This window comes from Halotalea alkalilenta DSM 17697, assembly GCF_000621205.1.
Lineage (GTDB): Bacteria > Pseudomonadota > Gammaproteobacteria > Pseudomonadales > Halomonadaceae > Halotalea > Halotalea alkalilenta.
Genome location: NZ_JHYY01000023.1, coordinates 125,132 through 148,336, shown reverse-complemented (window position 1 = coordinate 148,336; position 23,205 = coordinate 125,132). Strand labels below are relative to the sequence as shown.

Annotated in this window: 21 protein-coding genes; 11 read left to right on the top strand and 10 right to left on the bottom strand. The window is 65.0% G+C overall.

All coding sequences use genetic code 11. The features are described from left to right. The 3 genes from Q376_RS25140 to Q376_RS21420 form a co-directional block, all read left to right on the top strand. On the top strand, window positions 1–210 hold a 210-nt coding region (locus tag Q376_RS25140; protein ID WP_027349273.1), incomplete at its 5' end, for a hypothetical protein. A 257-nt stretch (window positions 211–467) separates the two neighbouring features. Beyond that, entirely contained in the window at window positions 468–1,700 is a 1,233-nt protein-coding gene (locus Q376_RS0104340; RefSeq protein ID WP_027349272.1) for a pyridoxal-phosphate-dependent aminotransferase family protein, read from the top strand. Then, window positions 1,697–2,929 carry an allantoate amidohydrolase gene (locus Q376_RS21420; protein ID WP_052364945.1) on the top strand — a complete coding sequence of 411 codons (1,233 nt, stop codon included), beginning with the start codon at window positions 1,697–1,699 and terminating at the stop codon, window positions 2,927–2,929. Before Q376_RS0104340 ends, Q376_RS21420 begins: the two co-directional genes overlap by 4 nt. Window positions 2,930–2,966: 37 nt before the next feature. Here the strand turns inward: Q376_RS21420 and uraD are convergent, their stop codons facing one another. Continuing rightward, complete coding sequence (uraD, locus tag Q376_RS0104330) at window positions 2,967–3,488, bottom strand: 2-oxo-4-hydroxy-4-carboxy-5-ureidoimidazoline decarboxylase (protein WP_162177879.1); 522 nt, start codon at window positions 3,486–3,488, stop codon at window positions 2,967–2,969. Window positions 3,489–3,637: 149 nt separating this feature from the next. On the opposite strand from uraD, the gene uraH reads away from it, so the two are divergent. Continuing rightward, window positions 3,638–3,967, top strand: coding sequence for a hydroxyisourate hydrolase (gene uraH / locus Q376_RS0104325; RefSeq protein ID WP_027349270.1), 330 nt, complete (start codon window positions 3,638–3,640; stop codon window positions 3,965–3,967). Window positions 3,968–4,204: 237 nt separating this feature from the next. Here uraH and Q376_RS24190 read toward each other — a convergent pair whose 3' ends face one another. The 6 genes from Q376_RS24190 to xdhA form a co-directional block, all read right to left on the bottom strand. After that, window positions 4,205–5,206, bottom strand: coding sequence for an alpha/beta hydrolase family protein (locus tag Q376_RS24190; protein WP_081803390.1), 1,002 nt, complete (start codon window positions 5,204–5,206; stop codon window positions 4,205–4,207). A 406-nt stretch (window positions 5,207–5,612) separates the two neighbouring features. Then, window positions 5,613–6,737, bottom strand: coding sequence for a uracil-xanthine permease family protein (locus Q376_RS21415; protein WP_052364943.1), 1,125 nt, complete (start codon window positions 6,735–6,737; stop codon window positions 5,613–5,615). A gap of 357 nt (window positions 6,738–7,094) precedes the next feature. Further along, window positions 7,095–8,411 carry a guanine deaminase gene (guaD, locus tag Q376_RS0104315; protein WP_027349269.1) on the bottom strand — a complete coding sequence of 439 codons (1,317 nt, stop codon included), beginning with the start codon at window positions 8,409–8,411 and terminating at the stop codon, window positions 7,095–7,097. Next, on the bottom strand, window positions 8,408–9,280 hold the full coding sequence (gene xdhC, locus Q376_RS21410) for a xanthine dehydrogenase accessory protein XdhC (RefSeq protein ID WP_043446158.1): 873 nt from the start codon (window positions 9,278–9,280) through the stop codon (window positions 8,408–8,410). The genes guaD and xdhC overlap by 4 nt, the downstream gene beginning before the upstream one ends. Further along, complete coding sequence (gene xdhB, locus Q376_RS21405; RefSeq protein ID WP_043446155.1) at window positions 9,277–11,733, bottom strand: xanthine dehydrogenase molybdopterin binding subunit; 2,457 nt, start codon at window positions 11,731–11,733, stop codon at window positions 9,277–9,279. Before xdhB ends, xdhC begins: the two co-directional genes overlap by 4 nt. Further along, window positions 11,733–13,136 carry a xanthine dehydrogenase small subunit gene (gene xdhA, locus Q376_RS0104300; protein ID WP_027349268.1) on the bottom strand — a complete coding sequence of 468 codons (1,404 nt, stop codon included), beginning with the start codon at window positions 13,134–13,136 and terminating at the stop codon, window positions 11,733–11,735. Before xdhA ends, xdhB begins: the two co-directional genes overlap by 1 nt. Before the next feature lie 302 nt (window positions 13,137–13,438). On the opposite strand from xdhA, the gene Q376_RS0104295 reads away from it, so the two are divergent. The 6 genes from Q376_RS0104295 (at window position 13,439) to Q376_RS0104270 (ending at window position 18,623) form a co-directional block, all read left to right on the top strand. Further along, a complete protein-coding gene (locus Q376_RS0104295) occupies window positions 13,439–14,302 on the top strand; it encodes a MurR/RpiR family transcriptional regulator (RefSeq protein ID WP_027349267.1) in 864 nt (287 codons plus the stop codon). A 210-nt stretch (window positions 14,303–14,512) separates the two neighbouring features. Next, window positions 14,513–15,343 (top strand): transporter substrate-binding domain-containing protein, encoded by an 831-nt coding sequence (locus Q376_RS0104290; RefSeq protein WP_052364942.1) that lies wholly within the window; start codon window positions 14,513–14,515, stop codon window positions 15,341–15,343. Window positions 15,344–15,409: 66 nt separating this feature from the next. Further along, on the top strand, window positions 15,410–16,078 hold the full coding sequence (locus Q376_RS0104285; RefSeq protein ID WP_027349265.1) for an amino acid ABC transporter permease: 669 nt from the start codon (window positions 15,410–15,412) through the stop codon (window positions 16,076–16,078). Beyond that, entirely contained in the window at window positions 16,075–16,731 is a 657-nt protein-coding gene (locus Q376_RS0104280) for an amino acid ABC transporter permease (protein WP_211266597.1), read from the top strand. The genes Q376_RS0104285 and Q376_RS0104280 overlap by 4 nt, the downstream gene beginning before the upstream one ends. Next, the gene (locus Q376_RS0104275) at window positions 16,712–17,440 is read left to right on the top strand and encodes an amino acid ABC transporter ATP-binding protein (RefSeq protein ID WP_027349263.1); all 729 of its coding nucleotides are present in this window, start codon (window positions 16,712–16,714) and stop codon (window positions 17,438–17,440) included. Before Q376_RS0104280 ends, Q376_RS0104275 begins: the two co-directional genes overlap by 20 nt. A 43-nt stretch (window positions 17,441–17,483) precedes the next feature. Then, a complete protein-coding gene (locus tag Q376_RS0104270; RefSeq protein WP_027349262.1) occupies window positions 17,484–18,623 on the top strand; it encodes an amidase in 1,140 nt (379 codons plus the stop codon). 178 nt (window positions 18,624–18,801) lie between these two features. Here the strand turns inward: Q376_RS0104270 and puuE are convergent, their stop codons facing one another. Genes puuE through Q376_RS0104255 form a run of 3 tightly spaced genes read right to left on the bottom strand, consistent with a single transcriptional unit; the run spans window position 18,802 to window position 21,270 of the window. Further along, entirely contained in the window at window positions 18,802–19,740 is a 939-nt protein-coding gene (gene puuE / locus Q376_RS0104265) for an allantoinase PuuE (RefSeq protein WP_027349261.1), read from the bottom strand. 27 nt (window positions 19,741–19,767) lie between these two features. Then, a complete protein-coding gene (locus Q376_RS0104260) occupies window positions 19,768–20,502 on the bottom strand; it encodes an aspartate/glutamate racemase family protein (protein WP_027349260.1) in 735 nt (244 codons plus the stop codon). A gap of 51 nt (window positions 20,503–20,553) precedes the next feature. Then, window positions 20,554–21,270 (bottom strand): GntR family transcriptional regulator, encoded by a 717-nt coding sequence (locus Q376_RS0104255; protein WP_027349259.1) that lies wholly within the window; start codon window positions 21,268–21,270, stop codon window positions 20,554–20,556. 387 nt (window positions 21,271–21,657) lie between these two features. On the opposite strand from Q376_RS0104255, the gene Q376_RS0104250 reads away from it, so the two are divergent. After that, on the top strand, window positions 21,658–23,166 hold the full coding sequence (locus Q376_RS0104250) for an NCS1 family nucleobase:cation symporter-1 (RefSeq protein ID WP_245598905.1): 1,509 nt from the start codon (window positions 21,658–21,660) through the stop codon (window positions 23,164–23,166). The last annotated feature ends 39 nt before the right edge of the window (window positions 23,167–23,205 follow it).

The window sequence follows — 23,205 nt, the reverse complement described above, 5'->3', positions numbered from 1 at the left end:
ATGCGGGGACTGGCTCGGGTGAGAGAGCAGTGTCTGCTTGCCGCAGCCTGCCAAAACCTGAAGAAGATGGCCCTGGCGCGGATGCGCCGGCTATTTTCATCCATTTTTGGGGCCTGGAGCGTTGTTCAACGGCGCTGTGAGGCGTTGATGAGCGCCATGACCGTCATCTACCGATTCCCTGGGTATCTGCACGCAAAGTGGGTGGCTTGAACTGAAATGACGAACCCTGCCTGTAAAAGCAGGGTTCGTCAGCAGTCTGGGGCCACGGCTATGCCGTGGCCTTTTTCGTGCTGCGCTCCTTGAACGCTGGACGCCGGCGCCGTTCATGGGTGGAATGGAAATCTCGACGGTGCTTTTGAAACGAAGGTTTCCGTTATAGTATTCGTTGAAACCTGTGTATTTTTCGCGGCCGACTTCGAATGGGTCGCGCCCATCCTCATCGACCCCTCTGCCGGAGCATTCGACCGATGCTGACTCACCCGATAGATCCCCCTCATCGTCTGCTGATGGGGCCTGGCCCGATCAATGCCGACCCCCGCGTGCTGCGGGCGATGTCGGCTCAGCTGGTGGGGCAGTACGATCCGGTGATGACCGCCTACATGAATGAGACCATGGCGCTCTATCGCGAGGTGTTCCGCACTGGCAACGAGGCGACGCTGGTCGTCGATGGCACGTCGCGCGCGGGAATCGAAGCGGCGCTGGTGTCGCTGATCGAGCCGGGTGATCGGGTGCTGGTGCCGGTGTTCGGGCGGTTCGGCCATCTGCTGCGCGAGATCGCCGAGCGCTGTCAGGCCGAGGTGGTGCTGCGCGAGGTGGAGTGGGGCGAGGTCTTCACCAGCGAAGCGATCGAGCGGGCGATCGTCGAGACCCGGCCCAAGCTGCTCGCCCTGGTCCAGGGCGATACTTCGACCACCATGTGTCAGCCACTCGACGAGATCGGCGAGATCTGCCGCCGTCATGACGTACTTTTCTATACGGACGTCACCGCATCGCTCGGGGGCAATGCCTTCGAGATGGACGCCTGGGGTGTCGATGCGGCGACCGCTGGGCTCCAGAAGTGTCTCGCAGGCCCCGCCGGCAGCTCTCCCATCTCGCTCTCCCGGCGTGCCGTCGAGCGGATTCGCTCGCGTGCCAGCGTCGAGGCGGGGCTGCGCGACGAGGGTGAAGAAGCGGGCTACGCCCGGCGCATCCGCTCCAACTACTTCGACCTGGCGATGATCCTCGATTACTGGAGCGAGAAGCGCCTCAATCACCATACCGAGGCGACCACCATGCTGTACGGCGCGCGCGAGTGCGCGCGGCTGCTGGTCGAGGAGGGTATGGACAGCGCGATCGAGCGCCACCGTCTGCACGGTTCGGCGATGCTCGCGGGGGTCATCGGTCTCGGGCTCGAGGTATTCGGCGACGTCGAGCACAAGATGAACAACGTCGTCGGGGTCTACATCCCGGATGGAGTGGATGGAGAGGCGCTGCGCAGGGCGCTGCTCAGCGACTATGCGATCGAGATCGGCACCTCTTTCGGTCCGCTCCATGGGCGCATCTGGCGGATCGGCACCATGGGCTACAACGCACGCAAGGATACGGTGCTGACCACGCTTGCCGCACTCGAGCAGGTGCTACGGCAGGCCGGCGTCCCGGTCATCGGCGGCGGTGGCGTGGGCGCTGCCCAGGAAATCTACCAACAGGAGCGAAACGCATGATGCTCGACGCCCAGGCGGTACTTGCCGGCTGCGATCGTCTGGCGACCCTCTCGAGTCTCGAAGACGGCATCGAGCGGGTTTATCTCTCAAGCGAGCACGCGCGGGCCAATCAGTTGGTCGCCGCGTGGGCCGAGTCGGCAGGCATGCGCACCTGGCAGGATGCGGCCGGCAACCTCTGCGGACGTCTGGAGGGGCGCCGTCCCGGCATGCCCGCCTTGCTGCTCGCCTCCCACCTCGACACGGTGCCCCATGCCGGCCGCTACGACGGCATTCTCGGCGTGCTGGTCGCGATCGCGGTGATCGGCCGGCTCAAGCGCGACAAGCGCCAGCTGCCGTTTGCCGTGGAGCTCGCGGGCTTCGCCGACGAGGAGGGCACTCGTTTCGGCGCTACGCTGCTCGGCAGCCGGGCGCTGGCGGGCAGCTGGGACCCGGATTGGTGGCAGCTGACCGACGCCAAGGGAGTCAGTCTCGAGCAGGCGTTTTCAACGTTCGGCCTCGATCCCGCCCGTATCGGCGAGGCCGCCCGGGATCCCGCTTCGCTGATAGGCTACCTGGAGGTGCATATCGAGCAGGGGCCGGTGCTGGAGGCGCGTGACCGCGCGCTAGGGGTGGTCACCGCGATCGCGGGTGCCCGCCGTTTCGCCGTTACCTTGGAGGGGCAGGCGGGGCACGCGGGCACCAACCCTTTCGCGCTGCGCCACGATGCGCTCTGTGCCGCGAGCGAGGCGGTGCTCTCGATCGAGACGCTATCGCGGGCGGCGGGCTGTGTCGGTACCGTCGGCCAGCTCACTGTCTCCCCAGGGGCGGTCAATGTGATCCCAGGCCGGGTCGATTTTTCCATCGACCTGCGCGGAGAGGAGGATGCCACTCGTGACCGCGTTTGGCATGCGATCGATGAGACCCTGGCGCGGATCGGTGAGGCCCGGGGGGTGTCGGTGAGTCGCAGGGAGACCCATCGGGCATCGGCCCAGCTCTGCTCGCCAAGGCTTCAAGAGATAGTCGCCGAGGGCATTCGTGCCACCGGCGACATGGCGCCGCTGCACCTGTTCAGCGGCGCTGGCCACGACGCCATGGCAGTCGGCGCGCTCACCGAGGTGGGGATGCTCTTCGTGCGCTGCGCCGGCGGCATCAGCCATCACCCCGACGAGGCGGTGAGCCAGCAGGACGTCGCCCTCGCCATCGACGCGCTCGAGGCGTCGGTACTGGCACTGGCGCGGCGTTACGACTGAGCTCGTACGATCCGCCGCGCGCGGCGGATCGGTGCGCTCATTCGACCAGCTGGCTCAGCCGAAGCCGTGCGATACGGTCGATCTGGGTAAGCGCCTCGGCGAACTCCTGGTCGGACTCACGCGGCAGGCGGCGTTCCATTTCCGCCAGGATCCGATCGGCGTCGAGCCCGGCCACTGCGATGATGAAGGGAAAACCGTGGCGCTCCCGGTAGGCGCAGTTGAGCTCGGTCATCCGCTCGATCTTGGCGCTGCTCGCCTCGCTCAGACCGGCACCGCGCTGCTCGCGCTGGGAGTCCAGGGTCAACGACGTAAGCCTGCGGCTGCCTAGCTCCGGGTGGGCCAGAACCAGCGCCCGCTTGGCCTCGATCGAGGCGATCGCGGCCTGGTGGCGAAACTTCTCCACCAGGGTCTCGAAGTCACCAAAGGGGCGCTCGCGGTGGGCGAGCTCGGCGACCCACGGCGAATGCTCGTAGACGCCGCCCAGGCGGGCGACGAACTCGTCTCGCTCCAGTCGCTCCAGTTCGGCCAGCGGCCAGGGGGCGGGCGAAGTCTGATGCATGGCGATACTCTCGTAAAAGCGCCGCGAAAGCGGCGGTGTGATGATGCAATCGGCGATCATCGCTCGATTCGATTGATCCGCGCTCCTTTCCAGAGCCCGTTACAGCGGTGTATGACAGCACCCGATGAATGCCAGGAGGCAGCAACCGCATGACCCGACTTTCGACCCATGTCCTCGACCAGCGCAGCGGCAAGCCGGCCGCGGGCGTCCTGGTGACGCTCACCCGGGTGGGAGACCCCGAGCCCGTCGCACGGCTGCGCACCAACGCCGATGGCCGCCTCGACGCGCCGCTGTTGGCGGACGGTGAAGGCGGCACCTACCAGCTGGTGTTCGAGGTCAAGGACTACTTCGAGGCCAGCGGTGTCGCTTCACCGTTTCTCGACCGGGTGCCGGTACAGGTCACGCTCGCCGCGGCCGAGTCCTACCACGTGCCGCTTCTGATCACTCCTTGGTCCTACAGCGTCTACCGCGGCAGCTGAGACTAATTTTTTTTAGAAGAGAATGATGCATAATTTATATATAATGATCAACATGTTATGTTGAACTAGGTCGCCTGCCGATGGTAGAGGCTGTTGGTCTGATTCCGCCACTGTGTCCAGATTGGTCCATCCATCTGGACACAGCTCCGTGAACGTTATCAGGTGCAACATGAGCATATCGCTGTTCTACGCGATCGACCTCATTGTTGCTCACAGAGTAAGGCAAGGATTATCCACTTAGTTTTCTACTATTCTCCGTATCTCTTCGGCAGCATATTCGGGGAGCATTTCATGTCCGCCGTCAAATATTTTTAGTGATAGATGTTTGTAATTCCTCTCATAAAAAACACCTCTATCGCCGAGAAATTTATCGAAGGATGGAGACGCAGCTCTTGTTAAGAGATCTGCTGTCTGCTCTGCGCTCACTAAATGCTCCCAATCTCCGCCTTCATGCTTTACCATCTTATTATAAAATAAAATCGAGTGTGATATGGGTACAGCGCCTTGGTATCCGTCATTCAGTCCAGCATAAATTATCAGCGAAGGGTATCTTTTGTCTTCAAGTTCCCAGCGCAGAGGAGATCTTGCCTTCACTTCTTCTTGATTCAACGTCTCAATTGACCTGGTACAGTTGAATATATCATCGGCATATTTTCGATTATTTGCTTTAGACTGCCAGTACCATGCACCTAAGTCGCTGATAGGAACCCAGGCTATATAGGCTTTTGCTGGTATTTTTTCTTTAAGATATGCTCCCAAGGTCGCATATCCTCCACCAGATGCCCCTATGATAATAATATTATCCATATCTACATTCATATTATTTAAACTATACGATATAGCATCGTTTATATCATCGATGACATCGCTACCTAGACAGGCATTAGAATTATTGTTTGGCCCTTGCGTATGCGGATGAATATAGTTCCAATTGTTATCAGCTGAAAGGATGGAAAGCGGATCGTTTTGATCATATCCGCCTGACCAGGTATGCAGACTTACAATCAGTGGCCGAGAAGAATCGTCAGTGGATTTAAATATGTAGGCTGGCTGATTTCGCTCAGGTGTGACGATTCTTTCGAATCTATCATCCCAGTTCCTATTTCTGGTATCGTCCCAAAGATTATCTATCGAGGACAATTTGTTGAACGCTTTTGGGCCAACGGTCGCACCCATAGCTCCAATGGTCATTAAAATTATTGAGGAGGATGCTATTAAAATCGCTTTCTTGAATTTCATAGAAGCCTGGGAAAGTGAATTAACAAAATGATACTGTTGGGTATCATTTTGACACACTTTTCGGCGTCTCGCACATGTTTTTAATAAAATTTTAAGCCGAGATACTGGATCAGAAGAGGGGGCTGAATCCACTCGGCCGGGTGCCGTCGACGTCCTCAGTCGCTAGTTAGACCAACTGTTGGCTGATTCAGCTATGCCTCTTATCGGTTCGATCATCATGGTGACAAGTACAGCAGCCTATTCTTGATGAAATGCGCACCCATCTAGAGCGACACCTAACGCTATACGTGACCCGCTATGCCAATCTTTCCCCCAATCGTGCTCGAAGCTAAGCTAGCGACGGGAGAATACAGATTGGGGAAAGGGGTATGGTCGAATGTTGGCAAGCTTAAGTCGAGGCGCTCTCTCAGCCGCTGCTTTTCGACGGCTCGCCGCGTGCGGCGGGCCGTGACCAGCCGCGTTCGGCGGGGATCGAGAGGCAGGCCAGGATCGCGGTCAGGCCGCCGGTGACGATCGACGACGAGAATATCTCGCGCAGCGCTTCCGGCAGTCCAGCGAGCGCCTGGGGTGCCAGCTCGACGCCGAAACCCGCGCCGAGCGAGAGCGCGACCACCAGGGTGCGGGTCTGGCTCATTCCCCCTTCCCCGAGCATCCGTATTCCCGAGACCGCGATCAAGCCGAACATCAGGAGCGTCGCGCCGCCCAGTACCGGGCGAGGGATCGCCTGCAGCAGCGCGCCGATCGGTGGCAGCAGGCTCAGCCCCACCAGCATCACTCCGACGAAGATGCCGACGTAGCGGCTCGCCACGCCGGTCAGCTGCACCACGCCGATGTTCTGGCCGAAAGTAGTGTTGGGGAAGCTGTTGAGTCCGGCGGCGAGCATCGAGCAGACCCCGTCGGCGTAGATCGCGCCGCGTACCCGACGCCGTGCAGCGTCTCCCTGCGTCGGTAGGTTGGAGTAGCGCGAGGTACCGGTGATCACCCCGATGGTCTCGATCGAGGTGACCACGTAGATGAAGGCGAGCTGGACGATCGCCACGATATCGAAGTGCAGGCCGAAAGCGAATGGAACCGGCAGGCTCGGGAGCAGCGAAACCGGGCCGGGGAATACCAATGCGCCGCTCAGCGCGGCGACCAGGCAGCCGCCGACGAGGCCGATGAAGATCGATCCGATTCGCACCATCGGCAAGCGGCTGAGCTGGCAGGCTAGAATCAGCGCCAGCGTGGTGATCGCCAGTACCAGGTTGAGCGGCGAGGAGGGCGCCTGCTCGCCGGCGCCGCCGGCGATATCGTTCATCCCGACCTTGACCAGGCTGAGTCCGATCAGGGTGATCACAACTCCGGTCACGGTCGGGGTGATCAGCCGGCGCATCCGATCGTACCAGCGCGCTATCGCCAGCGGCGCCAGCGCACCGACGAGGCTTGCGCCGATCAGGGTGCCGAGCACCGTCGGGTCGTCGGCGCCGCGCTCCCGTGCGGTCGCGCCGATCGCGATCAGACTGGCGACGAAGGAGAACGAGGTGCCCTGCACGCAGAGGAGCCCGGCCCCGATCGGGGCCGATACCGCGGGCCTGGACGATGGTGCTGAGTCCCGAGGCGAGCAGCGACATGCTGATCAGGTAGGGAACGTATCCGCTCAAATCGAGCGCCGAGGCGACCACCAGCGAAGGGGCGATGATGCCGATGAAGCTGGCCAGCACGTGCTGCATCGCCGCCAGCAGTGCGGCAGGCAGCGGCGGTCGCGCATCGAGTGCGTAGAGCAGCGGCTGGGAAGGTGGCTTCGGGTCCGACATCAATGCTCCTCGAGGTATCTCGGCTGTCTTCGTGCTCATCGTCGTACGATATCGCGGGCTGGATGGCGGCCGCGCCGCCATCCAGCCATGGCGGGTCATCCAGCGCGTCGGTAGCGCGGCTCGCCCATCACGTAGGTAGAGGCGACGCAGCGGTCGTCGCCGAGCATCATCAGGTCGAACAGCAGTTCGTCGAGACGTGATTCGCGGCTCTCTCGCTTGCGCGCCATCAGCGGTGTACCGGCGGTGTCGAGGATCACCACATCGGCTTCCATGCCGGGCGCGAAGCTGCCGACGTGTCGTTCGATACCCAGCGTGCGGGCATTGCCGAGGGTGAGACGGTAGAACGCTTGCCACACCGGCAGCGGGTAGCCGTTGAGCTGGCAGACCTTGTAGGCATCCTGGAGCGTCTGCAGCTGGGAGAGGCTGGTCCCGGCACCGATGTCGGTGGCAAGGGCCAGGTTGACGCCTTGGGCGCGCGCCGCGCGCCAGTCGAACAGGCCGCTGCCGAGGAACAGGTTGGAGCTGGGGCAGACGGTGATCGCTGCATCGGCTTCGCGCAGGCGGCGGCGCACGCTGTCGTCGATATGGATGGCGTGGCCGAAGAAGCAGCGGCTTCTCAGCAGTCCGGCGCGAGCGTAGACGTCGAGATAGTCGTCGGCCTCGGGGTAGAGGCTTGCGACCCACTCGATCTCGGCGCGGTTCTCGCTCAGGTGGGTCTGCATCGCAATGCCGGGGAAGTCATCGAGGAAGCGCCCGGCGGCGGCCAGCTGCTCGGGGCTCGAGGTCGGCGCGAAGCGCGGCGAGAGCACGTATTCGAGACGGCCGCTGTGGTGCCAGCGCTCGAGCAGCCGGCGGGAGTCGGCGATGCCCTTGACCGGATCGTCGCGCAGCGCCTCGGGGGCGTTGCGGTCCATCAGCACCTTGCCGGTCATCAGCCGCATGTCGTAGCGCTTGGCGGCGGTGAACAACGCCTCGACCGAGTTCTCGTGGCTGGTGGCGAAGACCATCGCGCAGGTGGTGCCGTGGCGCAGCTGTTCGTCGATGAACGCCTCGGCGATCCGGTCGGCGTAGTCTCGATCGCGAAAGCGGGACTCCTCGGGGAAGGTGTAGTTGTTCAACCAGTCGAGCAGCTGGCGGCCGTAGGAGGCGATGATGCCGAGCTGGGCGAAATGCAGATGGGCGTCGATGAAGCCCGGCATGATCAGCCGCTCGGGATGGTGCTCCAGCACGGTGTCGGCGTGCAGGGTGGGCAGCAGCGTCTCGGCATCGTCGAGTGCCGCGACCCGGCCGTTCTCGATCACCAGCAGGCCGTCGGCGAAATAGCCGAGGCTGCCCTCGCGCGGCCGGTCTTCGTCGCCCGGGTCGTCGAGAAAGTGGAGGATGGGGCCGCGAAGCGCACGACGCATGGTCATCGGTCGGTATCCTGATCTGTTGGAGGGGGGCTGGTCTCGAGCAGCTCGAGCGAGATGCCATCCAGGCCGCGCCGGGTTCGCATCGGGCGGGAGGGGGCCATCGCCAGCAGTTCCGCGGCGACCGCGAGGGCGATCTCGGCCGGGCGCTTGCGCCCGGCGCAGGCGGCGCCGATCGGGCAGCGTACGCGCTCGAGCCGGGCGTCATCGAAGCCGCGTGCGGCCAGCCGGTGGCGAAAGCGCGACCATTTGGTCTTCGACCCGATGAGGCCGATCGACGCCAGGTCGTCGCGCGCCAGCAGCGCCTCGATCAGCCGCTCGTCCTCGAGGTGATCGTGGGTCATCACCAGGCAGTGGCTGCCGGGCGCGAGCCGCGCCGCCGCCTCGGTATCGAAGCGCTCGTGCATCCGGGTGCGCGGGCCATGATCGAGACGCGCCGCCTCGCGCGCTTCGAGGCGGGAATCGAACCAGTCCAGCCGCCACGGCAACTCGCGGACCAAGCGCTCCAGTGCGATGCCGACATGGCCGGCGCCGAACAGCGCCAGGCGCATCTCGGCGCCCGGGTAGCACTCGAGCAGCGCGGCCAGATGCCCGCCGCAGCACTGCTGGGCACGGGCGCCGAGGGCGAAACGCTCGAGCCGGATGTCCGGCTGGCCCCGCGCGAGCAGCGCGCGGGCGCTCTCGATCAGCTGCTGCTCGAAGCGCCCGCCGCCGAGGGTGTCGTAGTGATGCTCCAGGGTCACCACCATCTTGGCCCCGGGTTCACGAGGGGTGGATCCGGCGCAGGCGACCAGCGAGACCAGCACGTGCGGCTCGCCGTCGCGCTGCAGCTGCGCCAGCGCGTCGCTCCAGCCGAGCGTCGCGTCGCTCACGGCTGTGCCTGCACGGCGACGCGCGACGTCTTCGCCGGATCGCTCTCGCGCATCGCCTGACAGGCGAACAGCACCCGCTCCGGGGTCGCCGGAGTGTCGAGGCGGGGATTGAGTCGATAGCCACCGATGCTTGAGATCGCATCGCGCAGTGCCGCCCAGGCCGAGATCGCGAGCATGAACGGTGGCTCGCCCACTGCCTTGGAGCGATAGATCGTCGCCTCCGAGTTGGGGTGTCCCTCGAGCAGCGCGACGCGGAAATCGATCGGCGCGTCGTCGAACGCGGGGATCTTGTAGGTCGAGGGGTTGACCGTGGTCAGTTGCCCTTCGGCGTTCCACTTCAGCTCCTCGCTGGTCAGCCAGCCGAGCCCCTGGATGTAGCCGCCTTCCACCTGGCCGAGGTCGATCGCCGGATTGAGCGATTCGCCGACGTCGTGGAGGATGTCGGCGCGGACGACCCGGTACTCACCGCTGAGGCTATCGATCTCGACCTCGCTCACCGCGGCGCCGTAGGCGAAGTAGTAGAACGGTCGGCCGCGCGCGGCGCGCTTGTCATAGCCGATCTTGGGAGTGGAATAGTGCCCCTCGGCGAACAGCGCCACCCTCGCCATGTAGGCCTGCTGGACCAGTGCCGCCCAATCGAGTCGGAAGGATTCTCCTTCGAGCGTGGTCGCGCGCAGTTCACCGTCGGCCAGCGCGAGTGAGTCGGGCGCGAGCGCATGCCGCTTGGCGGCGAACGCGTAGAGGCGAGAGCGCAGGGTCAGCGCCGCTTCGCGTGCCGCCATCGCGTTTAGGTCGGCGCCGGAGGAGGCAGCGGTGGGCGAGGTGTTGGGCACTTTGTCGGTACGCGTCGCACTGATTCGCACCAGTTCGAGGGGAAGGCCGAGCTCTCGCGCCACCACCTGGCATACCTTGGTATGCAGCCCCTGTCCCATCTCGGTGCCGCCGTGGTTGGCCAGGACGCTGCCGTCGGTATAGATGCGCACCAGCGCGCCCGCTTGGTTGAGGTGGGCGGCGGTGAACGAGATGCCGAACTTGACCGGAGTCAGCGCCAGCCCACGTTTTACCACCGGGCTGGCCGCGTTGTACTGGCGGATCCGCTCCCGGCGCGTGCGGTAGTCGCTGTCGCGCTCCAGCTGCTCGACCAGCGACTGGATCAGGTGCTGCTCGATGCGCTGGCCGTAGTGGGTCTCGTCCCGGCCCGGCGCGTAGAGGTTGCGCTTGCGCACGTCGAGGGGGTCGAGGCCGAGGCGGCGCGCGATGTCGTCCAGCGCGTTCTCGATCGGCATCATCCCCTGGGGGCCGCCGAAGCCGCGAAAGGCGGTGTTGGAGGCGGTGTGGGTCATCGCCCGATGGCCGATCACTCTGGCGCTGCCGAGGTAATAGGCGTTGTCGGCGTGGAACATCGCGCGGTCGACCACGCCTTCGGAAAGATCCGGCGAGTGGCCGCAGTCGCCGATCAGCTCGATCTCCGCGCCATGGATCAGGCCGTCGTCGTCGAAGCCGATCCGGTAGCGGTTGTGGAACGGATGGCGCTTGCCGGTAAAGCGCATGTCGGTCTCGCGCGGCATGCGGAACTTGACCGCGCGCCCGGTGCGCCAGGCCGCCAGTGCGGCCAGCGCGCCGAGCGCTGCCGCCTGGCTCTCCTTGCCACCGAAGCCGCCGCCCATGCGGCGCACCTCGGCGACGATCCGGTGCAGCGGCAGCCCCAGCACCTCGGCGACCAGCTTCTGTACCTCGCTCGGATGCTGGCTCGAGGTGAGGATCCGCAGGCCGTCGTCCTCCCACGGCTCGGCGAGGGCGATCTGCCCCTCGAGATAGAAATGCTCCTGGCCACCGATGAACTGCTCGCCCTCGACGTGGTGGGGCGCGGCGTCGAGCGCTTGGCGCCAATTGCCATCGGGGCCGGCGTGGCGCTGCTCCGAGGTGCCGTTGTCGTCGGCCAGTACGCCGGTGCGGTCGAGCGGCGCGGGCGTGGCCCGGCACTGGACGTGCTCAGGCAGGACGGTGAGCCCCTGGCGAATCGCTTCGACCGGGTCGAGGGAGGGGGGGCGATCGACGTACTCGACCGAGGCCAGGGCGATGGCCTGGCGCGCCGCGCGCAGGCTGGTGGCGACCACCGCGAACAGCGCCTGCCCCGCATAGCGCACTTCGCCCTCGGCGAGCAGCGGATCCCCAGGATAGACCGCGCCGACTTCGTTATGGCCGGGAATGTCCGCCGCGGTGAGTACCTCGACCACCCCGGGGGCACGGCGAACCGCATCCAGCGCAAGGCTCGCGAGCCCGGCGCTGGCGCGTGTCGAAAGGCCGATGGCGAGGTGCAGCAGGCCGCTCGGCTCGCTGAGATCGTCGATGTAGGAGGCGCGCCCGGTGACGTGCCCGATGGCGCTGTCGTGGGCCGGAGAGACGTTATCGCTGCTCGCCCGGCGAGCGGGTAGATCTATGAGGCTGCGCATCAGTGGATCTCCGTGGCGACATGGGGTTCGGCGAGCTGCAAACGTAGGCGCTCGAGCAGGTTGCCCGCCGCGGTGAGACGGTAGTCGCTGCTGGCGCGGGCGTCGCTCAGCGGGGTGAACTCGCGTGCGATCGCTGCGCGCGCGGCGGCGACGGCAGCCTCGTCGAGCGGGCGGTCTTCAAGCTCGGCTTCGGTTTCGAGCGCGCGCTTGGGCGTGGCCGCCATGCCGCCGAAGGCGACCCGGACATCGCGCAAGTAGCTATCGTCGAGCCGCAGGCGTATCGCCATCAGCACCGCCGAGATGTCGTCGTCGCGGCGCTTGGAGAGCTTCCACACCTTGAGCTGTTCGCCATCGCCCAGGCGTGGCAGCCAGATCGCCTGGATGTACTCGCCAGGAGCGAGGGCGGTGCGGCGATAGTCGAGGAAGAAGTCGTTCAGCGCCATCTCGCGTACGCCATCGCCGCCGCTGATCCTCAACCGCGCGTCGAGGGCGAGCAGCACCGGCGGGGTGTCGCCGATCGGCGAGGCATTGGCGACGTTGCCGGCCAGGGTGCCGCGATTGCGCACCTGCTGCGAGCCGAGCCGGTCGAGCAGCCGCGCGAAGGCGGGATAGTGGCGCTCCAGCAGCGGTGCGAGCTGGGTATAGGTAACGCCGGCGCCGACCCACCAGCCACCATCATGTTCCTCGATGGTCTTCAGCGCGTCGATCCGGGTGAGGTCGATGACTTGGGGGAAGTCGGCCAGCCGGATCGTCGACTCGAGCATCAGGTCGGTGCCGCCGGCGACCAGCCGCGCATCGGGGTGGCGCTTCAGCAGCGCATCGAGCTCCGCCAGGGTGGTCGGGCGATGAAAGGCGCGCGCATCGTTGCACGCTTCAGCAGCGAACGGTCGGACTTGATCGATCCAGTCGGGAACCACACCTGCGGTCTCGCGCATTGCCAGCGCTGCCGCCCGGATCGGTCGATAGCCCGTACAGCGGCAGAGGTTGCCGCCGAGTGCCACGGCGAGGCGGTGGTCGTCGAGCGGCTCAGGATCGTGATAGAGGGTGAACAGCGACATGACGAAGCCGGGCGTGCAGAAACCGCACTGGCTGGCATGGTGATCGACCATCGCGCGCTGGACCGGATGGAGCGCCTCTCCCTTGGCCAGACCCTCGACGGTGATCACATCGAGTCCCTCGAGCTGCCAGGCCGGCAGGATGCAGGCGTTGACCGACTCGAAGCGGGCGTCCGGGCCCCGGCCGGGATCGCGCAACGCGACGGTGCAGGCGCCGCAGTCGCCCGAGGCGCAGCCTTCCTTGGTACCGCAACGCTTGAGCGTTTCACGCAGCAGCACCAGAGCGGATTCATGGGGTGCCACTTCGGCGATCTCTACGATTTCGCCGTTGAGTCTGAACTGGAGCATTGCGCTGTCTCCGGTACTAGCCTTCGTCGGAGCGGGGATCGGTTCCGGCGAGAGCGGTGAAGCCTTTTATCATGCTCCCGCGCTATCGCGGGCAGCGCGAGCGGAGCGCTTGATTGTTCGATCAGGCACTGCAACGCTCGTTTCAACGGCCGGGATTCTCAAATTCCTATAAAGTGTTCTCCCGCGCAAGCCGCTTCTCCCTGCCTTGCGGCGCACTGAAGGCGCAAGGCGGCGTCAACGCTCGGCTGTCCGTCAAATTACAAATTTCAGCGCAGCGTGCGCTCAATTCAGGAACGGTTGGAATGAACATTCATATCGGGCAGCGGATCGACCGCCACTATGCCGATCTCTCGCCCCAGGAGCAGCGGGTGGCCGACTTCATTCTCGATCATTTCGACGATTTCGCGGTCTACAACGCCGCCGAGCTGGCGCGGCTCACCGGGGTCTCCAAGGCAACTGTAAGCCGCCTGTTCAAGCGCCTCGGCTTCGACAGCTTCCGTGAGGTCAAGGATCACGCAAGAGAGCTGCGCAGTCTCGGCGTGCCGCTGGCGAGCAGCAGCGGCGAGGGGGGCGCGCCGCAAGGGTTCGTCTCCCACTTCGAACGCGAGCAGAACAATCTGCGGCGCTGTCTCGACCATCTCTCCGAGAGCCGCTTCGAAGCGGCGGTCTCGCTGCTTTGCGGAGCACGACGGATACTGGTGCTGGGTTTTCGCAATAGCTATCCGATCGCGCTGCATTTTCGCCAGCAGATGATTCAGTGCCGGACCGACGTGCATCTCGCTCCGCAGCCAGGGCAGTCGCTCGGTGAGGAGCTGGCCGGCCTCGGCAGCGGGGACCTGGTCGTGCTGTTCGGATTTCGCCGGCGGCTGAAAGGCTTTTCCAGGCTGCTCGATACGCTCGCGCATCGTCAAGTGCCGGTGCTGCTGGTCGGCGATGCCACCATGCGCCGCCATGCCGAGCAGGCCAACGTATGGCTCGAAGCGCCGCTCGACAGCGTCTCGGCCTTCGACAGCTACGCCGCGGCGATGAGCCTGGTCTGCGTGCTCGCGAACGGCGCGCTGCATCGGCAGCTTCGCCTCGGCAGGATGCGGATCGCCGAGATCGGCGACTACTACGAGCAGCTCGATGAGCTCGAGGAGGGGGGCGGTCCATCGATGCACCAATAAAGGGCGGTTGGGTGGCGGATCGGCCATTCTTTGGTGCGTTGTCCACTTCAGCGCAGGGTGCTGCCGCGATGTGATCGCCGCTGGGGCGGGGGATTGCGGGGAAGGTGGGGCTTGGCACGTCGATTGCTTAACGATCGTTGCAAGAACCAAAATTCATAAAACTATCGTTTCATTCCCGGTCGCGCTGCTTCGCTCATTCTGGAGACATTCATGATCCGCAACCTGCTTCAACGCTCCTCGCGCCTCGCCGTTGTTCGCCGTTGGTGCGCTTCCCTTGCCTGTGCTGCGCTCGCTTTCAGCGTGGTTCAGGCCAATGCCGCCGATCTCGCCACGATCGAGCAGCGCGGCGTGCTGCGCGTCGCGGTACCCCAGGACTATCCGCCGTTCGGCTCGATCGGCGCCGATCTCGAACCGCAAGGCTACGACATCGACACCGCCCGCTACCTCGCCGAGCAGATCGGGGTCGAACTGGAACTGGTGCCGGTGACCAGCGCCAACCGGATTCCCTATCTCACCAGCGACCGCGCCGATCTGGTGATCTCGTCGCTCGGCAAGACCCCGGAGCGGGAGCAGGCCATCGACTTCTCGAGCGCCTACGCGCCGTTCTTCTATGGCGTGTTCTCCGCCACCGAGGAGCCCGAGATGAGCGGCCCCGAGGCGCTCGCGGGCAAGACCATCGGCGCCACCCGTGGCGCACTCGAGGAGATCAAGCTCACCGAGGTGGCGCCTTCGAGCACTACGCTGCGACGCTACGAGGATAACGCCACTACGCTTTCCGCCTTCACCTCGGGCCAGGTCGACTACGTCGCCACCGGCAGCCCCGTCGCGGCCGCGCTCGCCACCCGGGGCGGCGCACGCACGCCGCATCTGGTGCTGACGCTGCAGGATTCGCCTTGCTACATCGGGATCAGCAAGGGCAACCAGGCGCTGAAGGAAAAGGTCGATAGCCTGATCGCCGCAGGGCTCGCCGACGGCACCTTCGATGCGATGTCCGAGCGTTGGTTCGGCATGCCGCTGCCCGAGAGCATGCGCAGCCTCTGACCCCTCCTGAAATCGACCTCTCCATGCCGCTGGCCTGATGCCAGCGGTCACAGGGCCTAATTCAACATGCTCGATTTTCTCTCACTGCTGCCCTACTGGCAGGTGTTCGTCGAGGGCATCGTCACCACCTTGTGGGTGACAGTGGTAGCGACCCTGCTCGGCCTTGCCATCGCGGTGCCGTTCGCTTGGCTTCGGCTCGAAGGACCGCGCCTCCTCTCGGCGCTGATCGGCATCTACGTCGAGTTGATCCGCAACACGCCTTTCATCGTCCAGCTGTTCTTCATCTACTTCGGGCTGCCGGCGCTCGATCTGCGCCTCTCGGCGACCAGCTGTGCGCTGATCGCGATGACGCTCAACCTCACCGCCTATGCCACCGAGATCATTCGTGCCGGGATCCAAGCGGTACCCAAAGGGCAGAGGGAAGCGGCGCGAGTGCTCGGCATGTCGCCGCTGCAATCCTATCGCCATGTCGTGCTGGTGCCGGCGTTGAGCCGGATCTACCCGGCGCTGACCAGCCAGTGCATCATCGTGATGCTCGGCTCGGCGGTGATCTCCCAGATCTCGGTGGAGGAGCTCACCTACGCCGCCAACTTCATCCAGTCCCGCAATTTCAGGAGCTTCGAGACCTACATCGTCGCGACGCTCTGCTACCTGGGGATCGCGATCGCGATGCGCCAGAGCTTCGAGTACATCGGTCGGCGCCTGTTCGGCTTTCTGCAAGGGGAACAGCGATGATCGATTTCACCTTATGGGATATCCTCGGCCACCTGCTGAGGGCGCTGCGCTGGACGCTGGCGCTGTCGATCATCGCCTTCGTCGGCGGCGGCCTGGTCGGCGCGCTGCTCACCTGGTGGCGGACATCGCAGATCAAGGCGCTGCAGCTGCTGGTTCGCGGCTACGTCGAGCTGTTCCAGGGCACGCCGCTATTGATGCAGCTCTTTCTGATCTTCTTCGGGCTTTCCGCGCTGGGGATCAATCTCTCCGCCTGGACCGCCGCGACCATCGCGCTGACCCTGTTCACCAGCGCCTTCGTCTGCGATATCTGGCGCGGCTCGATCGAGGCGATCCCCGCCGGGCAGTGGCAGGCGGCGCGGGTGCTGGGCATGAGCCGGCTCCAGACTCTGCGCCACGTGGTGCTGGGGCAGGCGGTGAGAATCGCGATCGCCCCCACGGTCGGTTTTTCGGTCCAGGTGATCAAAGGTACCGCGCTGGCCTCGGTGATCGGCTTCACCGAGCTGACCCGCACCGCGACGATGCTCAACAACGCAGCCTTCATGCCGTTCACCATCTTCGGGCTGCTGGCGCTTTGCTATTTCTGCCTTTGCTACCCTCTATCCCGCTATGCCCGTTATCTGGAGAAACGCCTCGATGTCCATGGTTCGCGTTGACGCACTCTACAAGTCCTTCGGCGCCAATCAGGTGCTCAAGGGCATCGACCTTCGCATCCAGGAGGGCGAGGTGGTATCCATCATCGGGCGCAGCGGCTCGGGAAAAAGCACGCTGCTGCGCTGTCTCAACCAGCTCGAGCTGCACGACAGCGGCAGTATCGAGATCAACGGCAAGCGCCTGGATGGCGAGGCGATGAGCGCCCGCCAGCTGAGCGAGCATGTCGGTATGATCTTCCAGAGCTTCAATCTGTTTCCCCACCGCCGGGTCGGCGAGAATGTGATGCTGGCGCCGATGGTGGTGAGGGGGGAGTCGCGCGAGGCAGTGGAGCCGCGTGCGCGTGCGCTGCTCGAGTCGGTCGGCCTGGGCGAGAAGTTCGACGCCTGGCCAGGGCAGCTCTCCGGTGGGCAGCAGCAGCGGGTGGCGATCGCCCGGGCCCTTGCGATGGCGCCGAAGGTGCTGCTTTGCGACGAGATCACCTCCGCTCTCGACCCCGAACTGGTGGGCGAAGTGCTGCGCGTGCTCGAGAAGCTCGCCGTCGATGGCATGACCCTGGTACTGGTCACCCACGAGATGCGCTTCGCCCGCGAGGTGGGCAGCCGGGTGGTGTTCATGCATCAGGGCAAGATCCACGAGCAGGGCGATGCCAAGCGAGTGCTGGACGATCCGCAGACGCCAGAGCTCAAGCAGTTCCTCGCCTCGACGCGCTGAGCGCGCGAGCCGTTTCCAGTGACGAAGGCAAAGGCAACAGAAGATGACTGACGAAAGTGCGGTATGGGTCGCCGATGGTCCGAGGATCGAGGGCGCGAGCGAAGGACCGCTGCGCGGCCAGCGTCTCGCGGTCAAGGACCTGTTCGAGATCGAGGGGTTCGTCACCGGTGCGGGAAACCCTGACTGGCGCGCCAGCCATGCGGCGGCGACGCGCACCGCGAGTGCGGTGCGCAAACTGCTCGACGCCGGTGCCGAGATGGTCGGCAAGACCCAGACCGACGAGCTCGCCTACAGTCTCAACGGCGCCAACGTGCATTACGGCACGCCGGTCAATCCGGCCGCGCCCGACCGGTTGCCCGGTGGGTCGAGCTCGGGTTCTGCGGTCGCGGTAGCGGCTGGCGAGGCCGATATCGGCCTGGGTACCGATACCGGTGGCTCGATCCGGGTGCCGTCGAGCTACTGCGGGCTCTACGGGCTGCGCCCCAGCTGGGGGGCGATCGCAAGCGACGGCCTGGTCGCGCTCGCGCCGCGCTTCGACACGGTCGGCTTCATGTGTCGGCAGGCGGCGCTGCTCGCCCGGGTCGGCGACGTGCTGCTGCCGTCGCAGCCGCTGCGCAAGTTCTCCTCCGTCCGGGTGCTCGTACCGCAAGGGGTGGATTTCGGTCCCGCTCAGGTCTCCGCACAGTTCGAGCGGCTTGGGCTCGCCCTGGATGCAAGGCAGCTCGATGCCGATACCATGGGCCGGGCCAGCGAGGCGTTCAGGGTACTGCAGGGCCGCGAGATCTGGCGCACCCACGGTGAGTGGATATCCCGGGTCCAGCCGCGCTTCGCCGACGACATCCAGGCGCGCATCGAGTGGTGCGCGGGTCTCGATGCCGGCGCTGAAAACGAGGCGCAGCGGGCCGCGGTGCGAATCGTCGGCCTGCTGCGCGAATGGAGCGAAGACGGCGAGTGCGCGCTCTGCCTGCCGAGTGCGCCCGGTGCATCGCCGCTGCTGGAGCTGGCCGGCGTCGAACTCGCGCGCTATCGCGAACGGCTGATGGGGATGACTGCGCTGGGCGGGCTGTGGGGGGCTGCGGTGCTCGCGCTGCCATGGCTCGAGGATCAGGGGGCGCCATGGGGCGTATCGTTGATCGCCGCGCCCGGCGAGGACCGCAGCCTGCTCGCTCTGCTTAAGCGTTGAGCCTTCCAGCGCCTGCGCGCCTCGAGCCAGATCGAGTGCCCGTTCATTGATATACCGTTATCTCTTGCCTTGATCGATACGCTGGGCTGTGTGGCAAGGTTCCGCACCGCCTCGATCGAAGCGGTGGAGAGGCGCGCCGAGGGCCGGGCATTCGCCCGGCTCTCGGCGTTGGTCCGACTCAGCGCTTGGGCTGATAGGGGTGATGCTCGATCCAATGGCGGGCGATGTCGATCCGGCGGGTGACCCAGACCCGGTCATGGGCTTCGATGTGATCGAGGAAGCGCTGCAGTGCGCGAAAGCGCCCGGGGCGACCGACCAGCCGGGCGTGCAGGCCGACCGACATCATTTTCGGTGCGGTCTCGCCCTCGGCATAAAGGACGTCGAAGGTGTCGCGCAGATAGGCGAAGAACTGATCGCCGCTGTTGAATCCGCCGGGGCTCGAGAAGCGCATGTCGTTGGCGTCGAGGGTGTAGGGCACGATCAGGTGCGGCTGGCGCGCGCCGTCGCTGGTCTCCACCTCGGTCCACAGCGGCAGGTCGTCACCGTAGTAGTCGCTGTCGTAGAGGAAGCCGCCGTGTTCGACCACCAGGCGCCGGGTATTGGGGCTGTCTCGCCCGGTGTACCAGCCGAGCGGTGCGGAGCCGGTGAGGCGGGTGATGATCTCGACCGCGCGCTCGAGGTGCTCACGCTCGAGGGGGACCGAGGCGTCCTGATAGTGCAGCCAGCGCCAGCCGTGGCTTGCGATCTCGTGACCGCGCTCGATCAGTGCCTGGGTGATCTCCGGGCAGCGCTCCAGCGCCATGGCGACGCCGAAGGCGGTGAGCGGCAGGCCGCGGCGCTCGAACTCATCGAGGATACGCCAGGCGCCGGCACGGGAGCCGTACTCGTAGATCGACTCCATGCTCATGTGGCGATCGGGATAGGCCTGGGCGCCGACGATCTCGGATAGGAACACTTCGCTCTGGCGATCGCCATGCAATACGCAGTTCTCGCTGCCTTCTTCGACGTTGAGCACGAACTGCACCGCGATGCGGGCACCATTCGGCCATTTCGGATCGGGCGGATTGCCTGCATAGCCGCGCAGGTCGCGGGGATAGGTCGTCGTCTGCTGGACCATGGATGGGCTTCCTCGGGCAGGGTGGGATCAGCGGCGGGCGAGGGCGGCGAAGGCGCCCTGGACGGGTTTGGGCGGCGGCGCGGCGCGGTCGAAACGCTTGGCAGGACGCAGTCCGAGATGAGCGAGTCCCTCGAGCAGCTGGACCCCTGCGGCGACGCCGTCGATCACCGGTACTCGCAGCTCTGCGCTGATCCACTCGGTGAGATCGGCCATCCCGGCGCAGCCCAGTACCAGTGTGTCGATGCCATCCTCGTCCAGCGCCCGGCGGCACTCATCGAGCAGTCGACCGCGGCTCTCGTCATCGGTGCATTCCAGGCTGGCGACCGGGATCTCGCAGGCACGCAGTCGGGAACAGGCGCGCTCCAGGCCGCTTTCGCGCACGACCCGTTCGATGATCGGTAGCGTTCGGCCAAGCGTGGTCACCACCGAGAAGCGGGTTCCCAGGGCGGCCGCGGTGCGCATCGCCGCCTCGGCGATGCCGAACACGGGCGCGTCGGCGAGCTCGCGCGCGGCGAGAACGCCCGGGTCGCCGAAGCAGGCGACCAGGATACCGTCGCTGCCGCCTTCGCGCTGGATCAGGTCGACCTGCTCGAGCAGCCCGGGCACGGCGAGCGCTTCATCGAAGTGGCTCTCGAGCGAGGCTGGGCCGTGACGCGAGGTGAGGGTGACGATCTGTGCCTGGCGACTGGCGCGCTCGGCCGCGATGGCGATCTTTTCGCTCATCGCGGTGCTGGTGTTGGGGTTGATGACGTGCAGTCTCATCGCGTGATTCTCGGTTCGTGTAGCTCTTCCGTCCGGCCTGCCGGACATGGATCAGAAAGTGGCGAACAGCCGCTCGAAGTCAGGCTCGGCCACGGTGTCCTGGGTGAAATCCAATCCGCTGACGATCTCCTCGAGGTGGGCGCTCATCCACTGGGACGCCGCCACAGGATCGCGCGACTCCACCAGGGCGAGCAGTTCATCGTGGCTGCAGGTGCAGCCGGTATGCCGGGAGTCGCCGTAGACCGCGATGATCAGCGAGCTGCGGGAAACCAGTTGCGAAATGAAATCCAGCAGCGACTCGTTGCCAGTCAGCGCGACCAGGCCAGTGTGGAACTGCCCCGATAGCCGGATCGCCTCCGAGCGGCGCCGCTGCGTCAGGGCTTGGCGCTCGGCCTCGGTCAGTTGGCGAAGATGCACCAGGTCCTTCGCGGTGTGGCGCTCGACCACTGAGATCATGGCGCTGCTTTCGAGCATCCTGCGGGCTTCGAAGACGTCATGGGCCTCCGCGGGAGAGGGGTGGCTGATCTGCGCGCCGCGGTTGGGCACCAGCGTCACCAGCCGCTCGAGCGCGAGACGTTGCAGCACCCGGCGGATGCCGGTCCGACTGATCTTGAACGCGCTCGCCAGGGCGTCCTCCGGCAGTCGGGCGCCGGGTGGCAGCTTGTGCGCGACGATCGCCTCCCATAGCGCGCGATAGATGGCGTCGTCGCGGCGGCCGGCGCCAGTCATGCTGGCGTTGAAGAGATGGAACTGGCGCATCGCACTCATGACGTCTCCATATCGGGTCCTGGATCGGCGCTCGGGTTTCCGATCGATGATGAATTCATAGCGATGGTTAGCTAGGCAACCTTCGTGCCATTCCAGTCAGGACGCGATGGCAGCACGGTTAGGAAACAATACTGGAGAAAATTGTATACAAAAATGTTCACGTTTGGTGCGCCAGTCAAGTCGATTGCACTGTCGTAGTGCCGCTGCCGGCGCGATTGGTAGCTCTCTAGGTGGGAAGATAGGCGAGCCCAAGCGTGCAGAAGGCGCCCGCTGCCGAGGTGTGCGCGCTGTGTCCTCGAGTTGGCACGATGATTGTATACGATATTGGATGTAAGGCATTGGTCCGCTGCCGGGCCTTTCAATTCCAATCAACCTCGGTAACTCGACATGCCCCAACCTTCCGATAGCCGGCTGCAGGCGCCGACTGCCATGGGCGCCACTGCCACTGCCCTGGATGGCGATGCCGCAGCCCCCATGCCGAAGCCTGGCTACAGCGAGCGTCTCTACAACGCCGATCTGGGACCGGTGAAGCAGGACTGGAACGCCTACAACATCTTCGCCTTCTGGCTTTCCGACGTGCACAGCGTCGGTGGCTACGTGGTCGCGGCCAGCCTGTTCGCCCTCGGTCTCGCCGGCTGGCAGGTGATGGTCTCGCTGGTGGTCGGGATCTGTATCGTGCAGTTCTTCGCCAACTTGATGGCGCGCCCGTCGCAGCAGGCCGCGGTGCCGTTCCCGGTGATCTGCCGGATCTCCTTCGGGGTGTTCGGTGCCAACGTGCCGGCGCTGATCCGCGGATTGATTGCACTGGTCTGGTATGGGATCCAGACCTTCCTCGCCTCCAACGCCCTGACCATCGTACTGCTGCGATTCTTTCCCTCGCTGGGTGAGCTGGCCAATGGGCAGTTTCTCGGGCTCTCCGCGCTAGGCTGGTTGAGCTTCATGCTGCTCTGGCTGCTTCAGGCGATGGTGTTCTGGCACGGCATGCAGGCGATCCGGCGCTTCATCGACTGGAGCGGCCCGGCGGTCTACATCGCGATGTTCGTGCTCGCCGGTTGGCTGCTCTACCACGCTGGCTGGGAGAACGTGAGCTTCACTCTCGGTGATCAGGTGCTGTCACCCAGCCAGCAGGCCTGGCAGATGATCATCGCTGCGGTGATCGTCGCTGGGTACTTCGCCGGCCCGACGCTCAACTTCGGTGACTTCAGCCGTTACTGCCACAGCATGGCAGCGGTGAAGAAGGGCAACTTCTGGGGGCTGCCGGTCAACTTCGTGGTCTTCGCCGCTACCACCGTGATGATGGTCTCGGCCACTCTGCCGGTGTTCGGCGAGATGATCGATGACCCGATAGAGACCGTCGCCCGGCTCGACAATACCTACGTGGCGCTGATCGGCGCGTTGACCTTCGTCACCACCACGGTGGGCATCAACATCGTCGCCAACTTCGTTGCGCCGGCGTTCGATTTCGCCAACGTGGCGCCGAGGCTGATCAGCTTCCGCACCGGCGGCTTCATCGCCGCGGTCGGTTCAGTGTTCCTGATGCCGTGGAAACTCTTCAACAATCCCGAGCTGATCCATTACACCGTCGGTGCGCTCGCTGCGGTCATCGGTCCGCTCTACGGCATCCTGCTGGTCGATTTCTACCGCGTGCGCCGCGGCCTGATCGACGTCGATGGATTGTTCAGCACCGATCCCAAGGGCTCCTACTGGTACAACAACGGCGTCAATCCGAGGGCGATCAAAGCGTTGATTCCCGCTGCCATCGTCGCCCTGGGAATCAACTTCGGCCCCCAGTTCGGCGACCTGCACTACTTCTCGCTGTTCATCGGCGGGATCGTCGGGGCGCTTTGCTACGCCTGGTTCGCGCGCGACCTCAAGGCCAGCTACGCGGGACGCTGAGTTCGAGGGTGGACGGCGGCCGCAACAGCGAAAGGGAGC

Coding starts and splice junctions, on each gene's coding strand:
- Q376_RS0104340 (WP_027349272.1), top strand. CDS start 468: ATGCTGACTCACCCGATAGATCCCCCTCATCGTCTGCTGATGGGGCCT.
- Q376_RS21420 (WP_052364945.1), top strand. CDS start 1,697: ATGATGCTCGACGCCCAGGCGGTACTTGCCGGCTGCGATCGTCTGGCG.
- uraD (WP_162177879.1), bottom strand. CDS start 3,488: ATGCATCAGACTTCGCCCGCCCCCTGGCCGCTGGCCGAACTGGAGCGA.
- uraH (WP_027349270.1), top strand. CDS start 3,638: ATGACCCGACTTTCGACCCATGTCCTCGACCAGCGCAGCGGCAAGCCG.
- Q376_RS24190 (WP_081803390.1), bottom strand. CDS start 5,206: ATGAAATTCAAGAAAGCGATTTTAATAGCATCCTCCTCAATAATTTTA.
- guaD (WP_027349269.1), bottom strand. CDS start 8,411: ATGACCATGCGTCGTGCGCTTCGCGGCCCCATCCTCCACTTTCTCGAC.
- xdhB (WP_043446155.1), bottom strand. CDS start 11,733: ATGCGCAGCCTCATAGATCTACCCGCTCGCCGGGCGAGCAGCGATAAC.
- xdhA (WP_027349268.1), bottom strand. CDS start 13,136: ATGCTCCAGTTCAGACTCAACGGCGAAATCGTAGAGATCGCCGAAGTG.
- Q376_RS0104295 (WP_027349267.1), top strand. CDS start 13,439: ATGAACATTCATATCGGGCAGCGGATCGACCGCCACTATGCCGATCTC.
- Q376_RS0104290 (WP_052364942.1), top strand. CDS start 14,513: ATGATCCGCAACCTGCTTCAACGCTCCTCGCGCCTCGCCGTTGTTCGC.
- Q376_RS0104285 (WP_027349265.1), top strand. CDS start 15,410: ATGCTCGATTTTCTCTCACTGCTGCCCTACTGGCAGGTGTTCGTCGAG.
- Q376_RS0104280 (WP_211266597.1), top strand. CDS start 16,075: ATGATCGATTTCACCTTATGGGATATCCTCGGCCACCTGCTGAGGGCG.
- Q376_RS0104275 (WP_027349263.1), top strand. CDS start 16,712: ATGTCCATGGTTCGCGTTGACGCACTCTACAAGTCCTTCGGCGCCAAT.
- Q376_RS0104270 (WP_027349262.1), top strand. CDS start 17,484: ATGACTGACGAAAGTGCGGTATGGGTCGCCGATGGTCCGAGGATCGAG.
- puuE (WP_027349261.1), bottom strand. CDS start 19,740: ATGGTCCAGCAGACGACGACCTATCCCCGCGACCTGCGCGGCTATGCA.
- Q376_RS0104260 (WP_027349260.1), bottom strand. CDS start 20,502: ATGAGACTGCACGTCATCAACCCCAACACCAGCACCGCGATGAGCGAA.
- Q376_RS0104255 (WP_027349259.1), bottom strand. CDS start 21,270: ATGAGTGCGATGCGCCAGTTCCATCTCTTCAACGCCAGCATGACTGGC.
- Q376_RS0104250 (WP_245598905.1), top strand. CDS start 21,658: ATGCCCCAACCTTCCGATAGCCGGCTGCAGGCGCCGACTGCCATGGGC.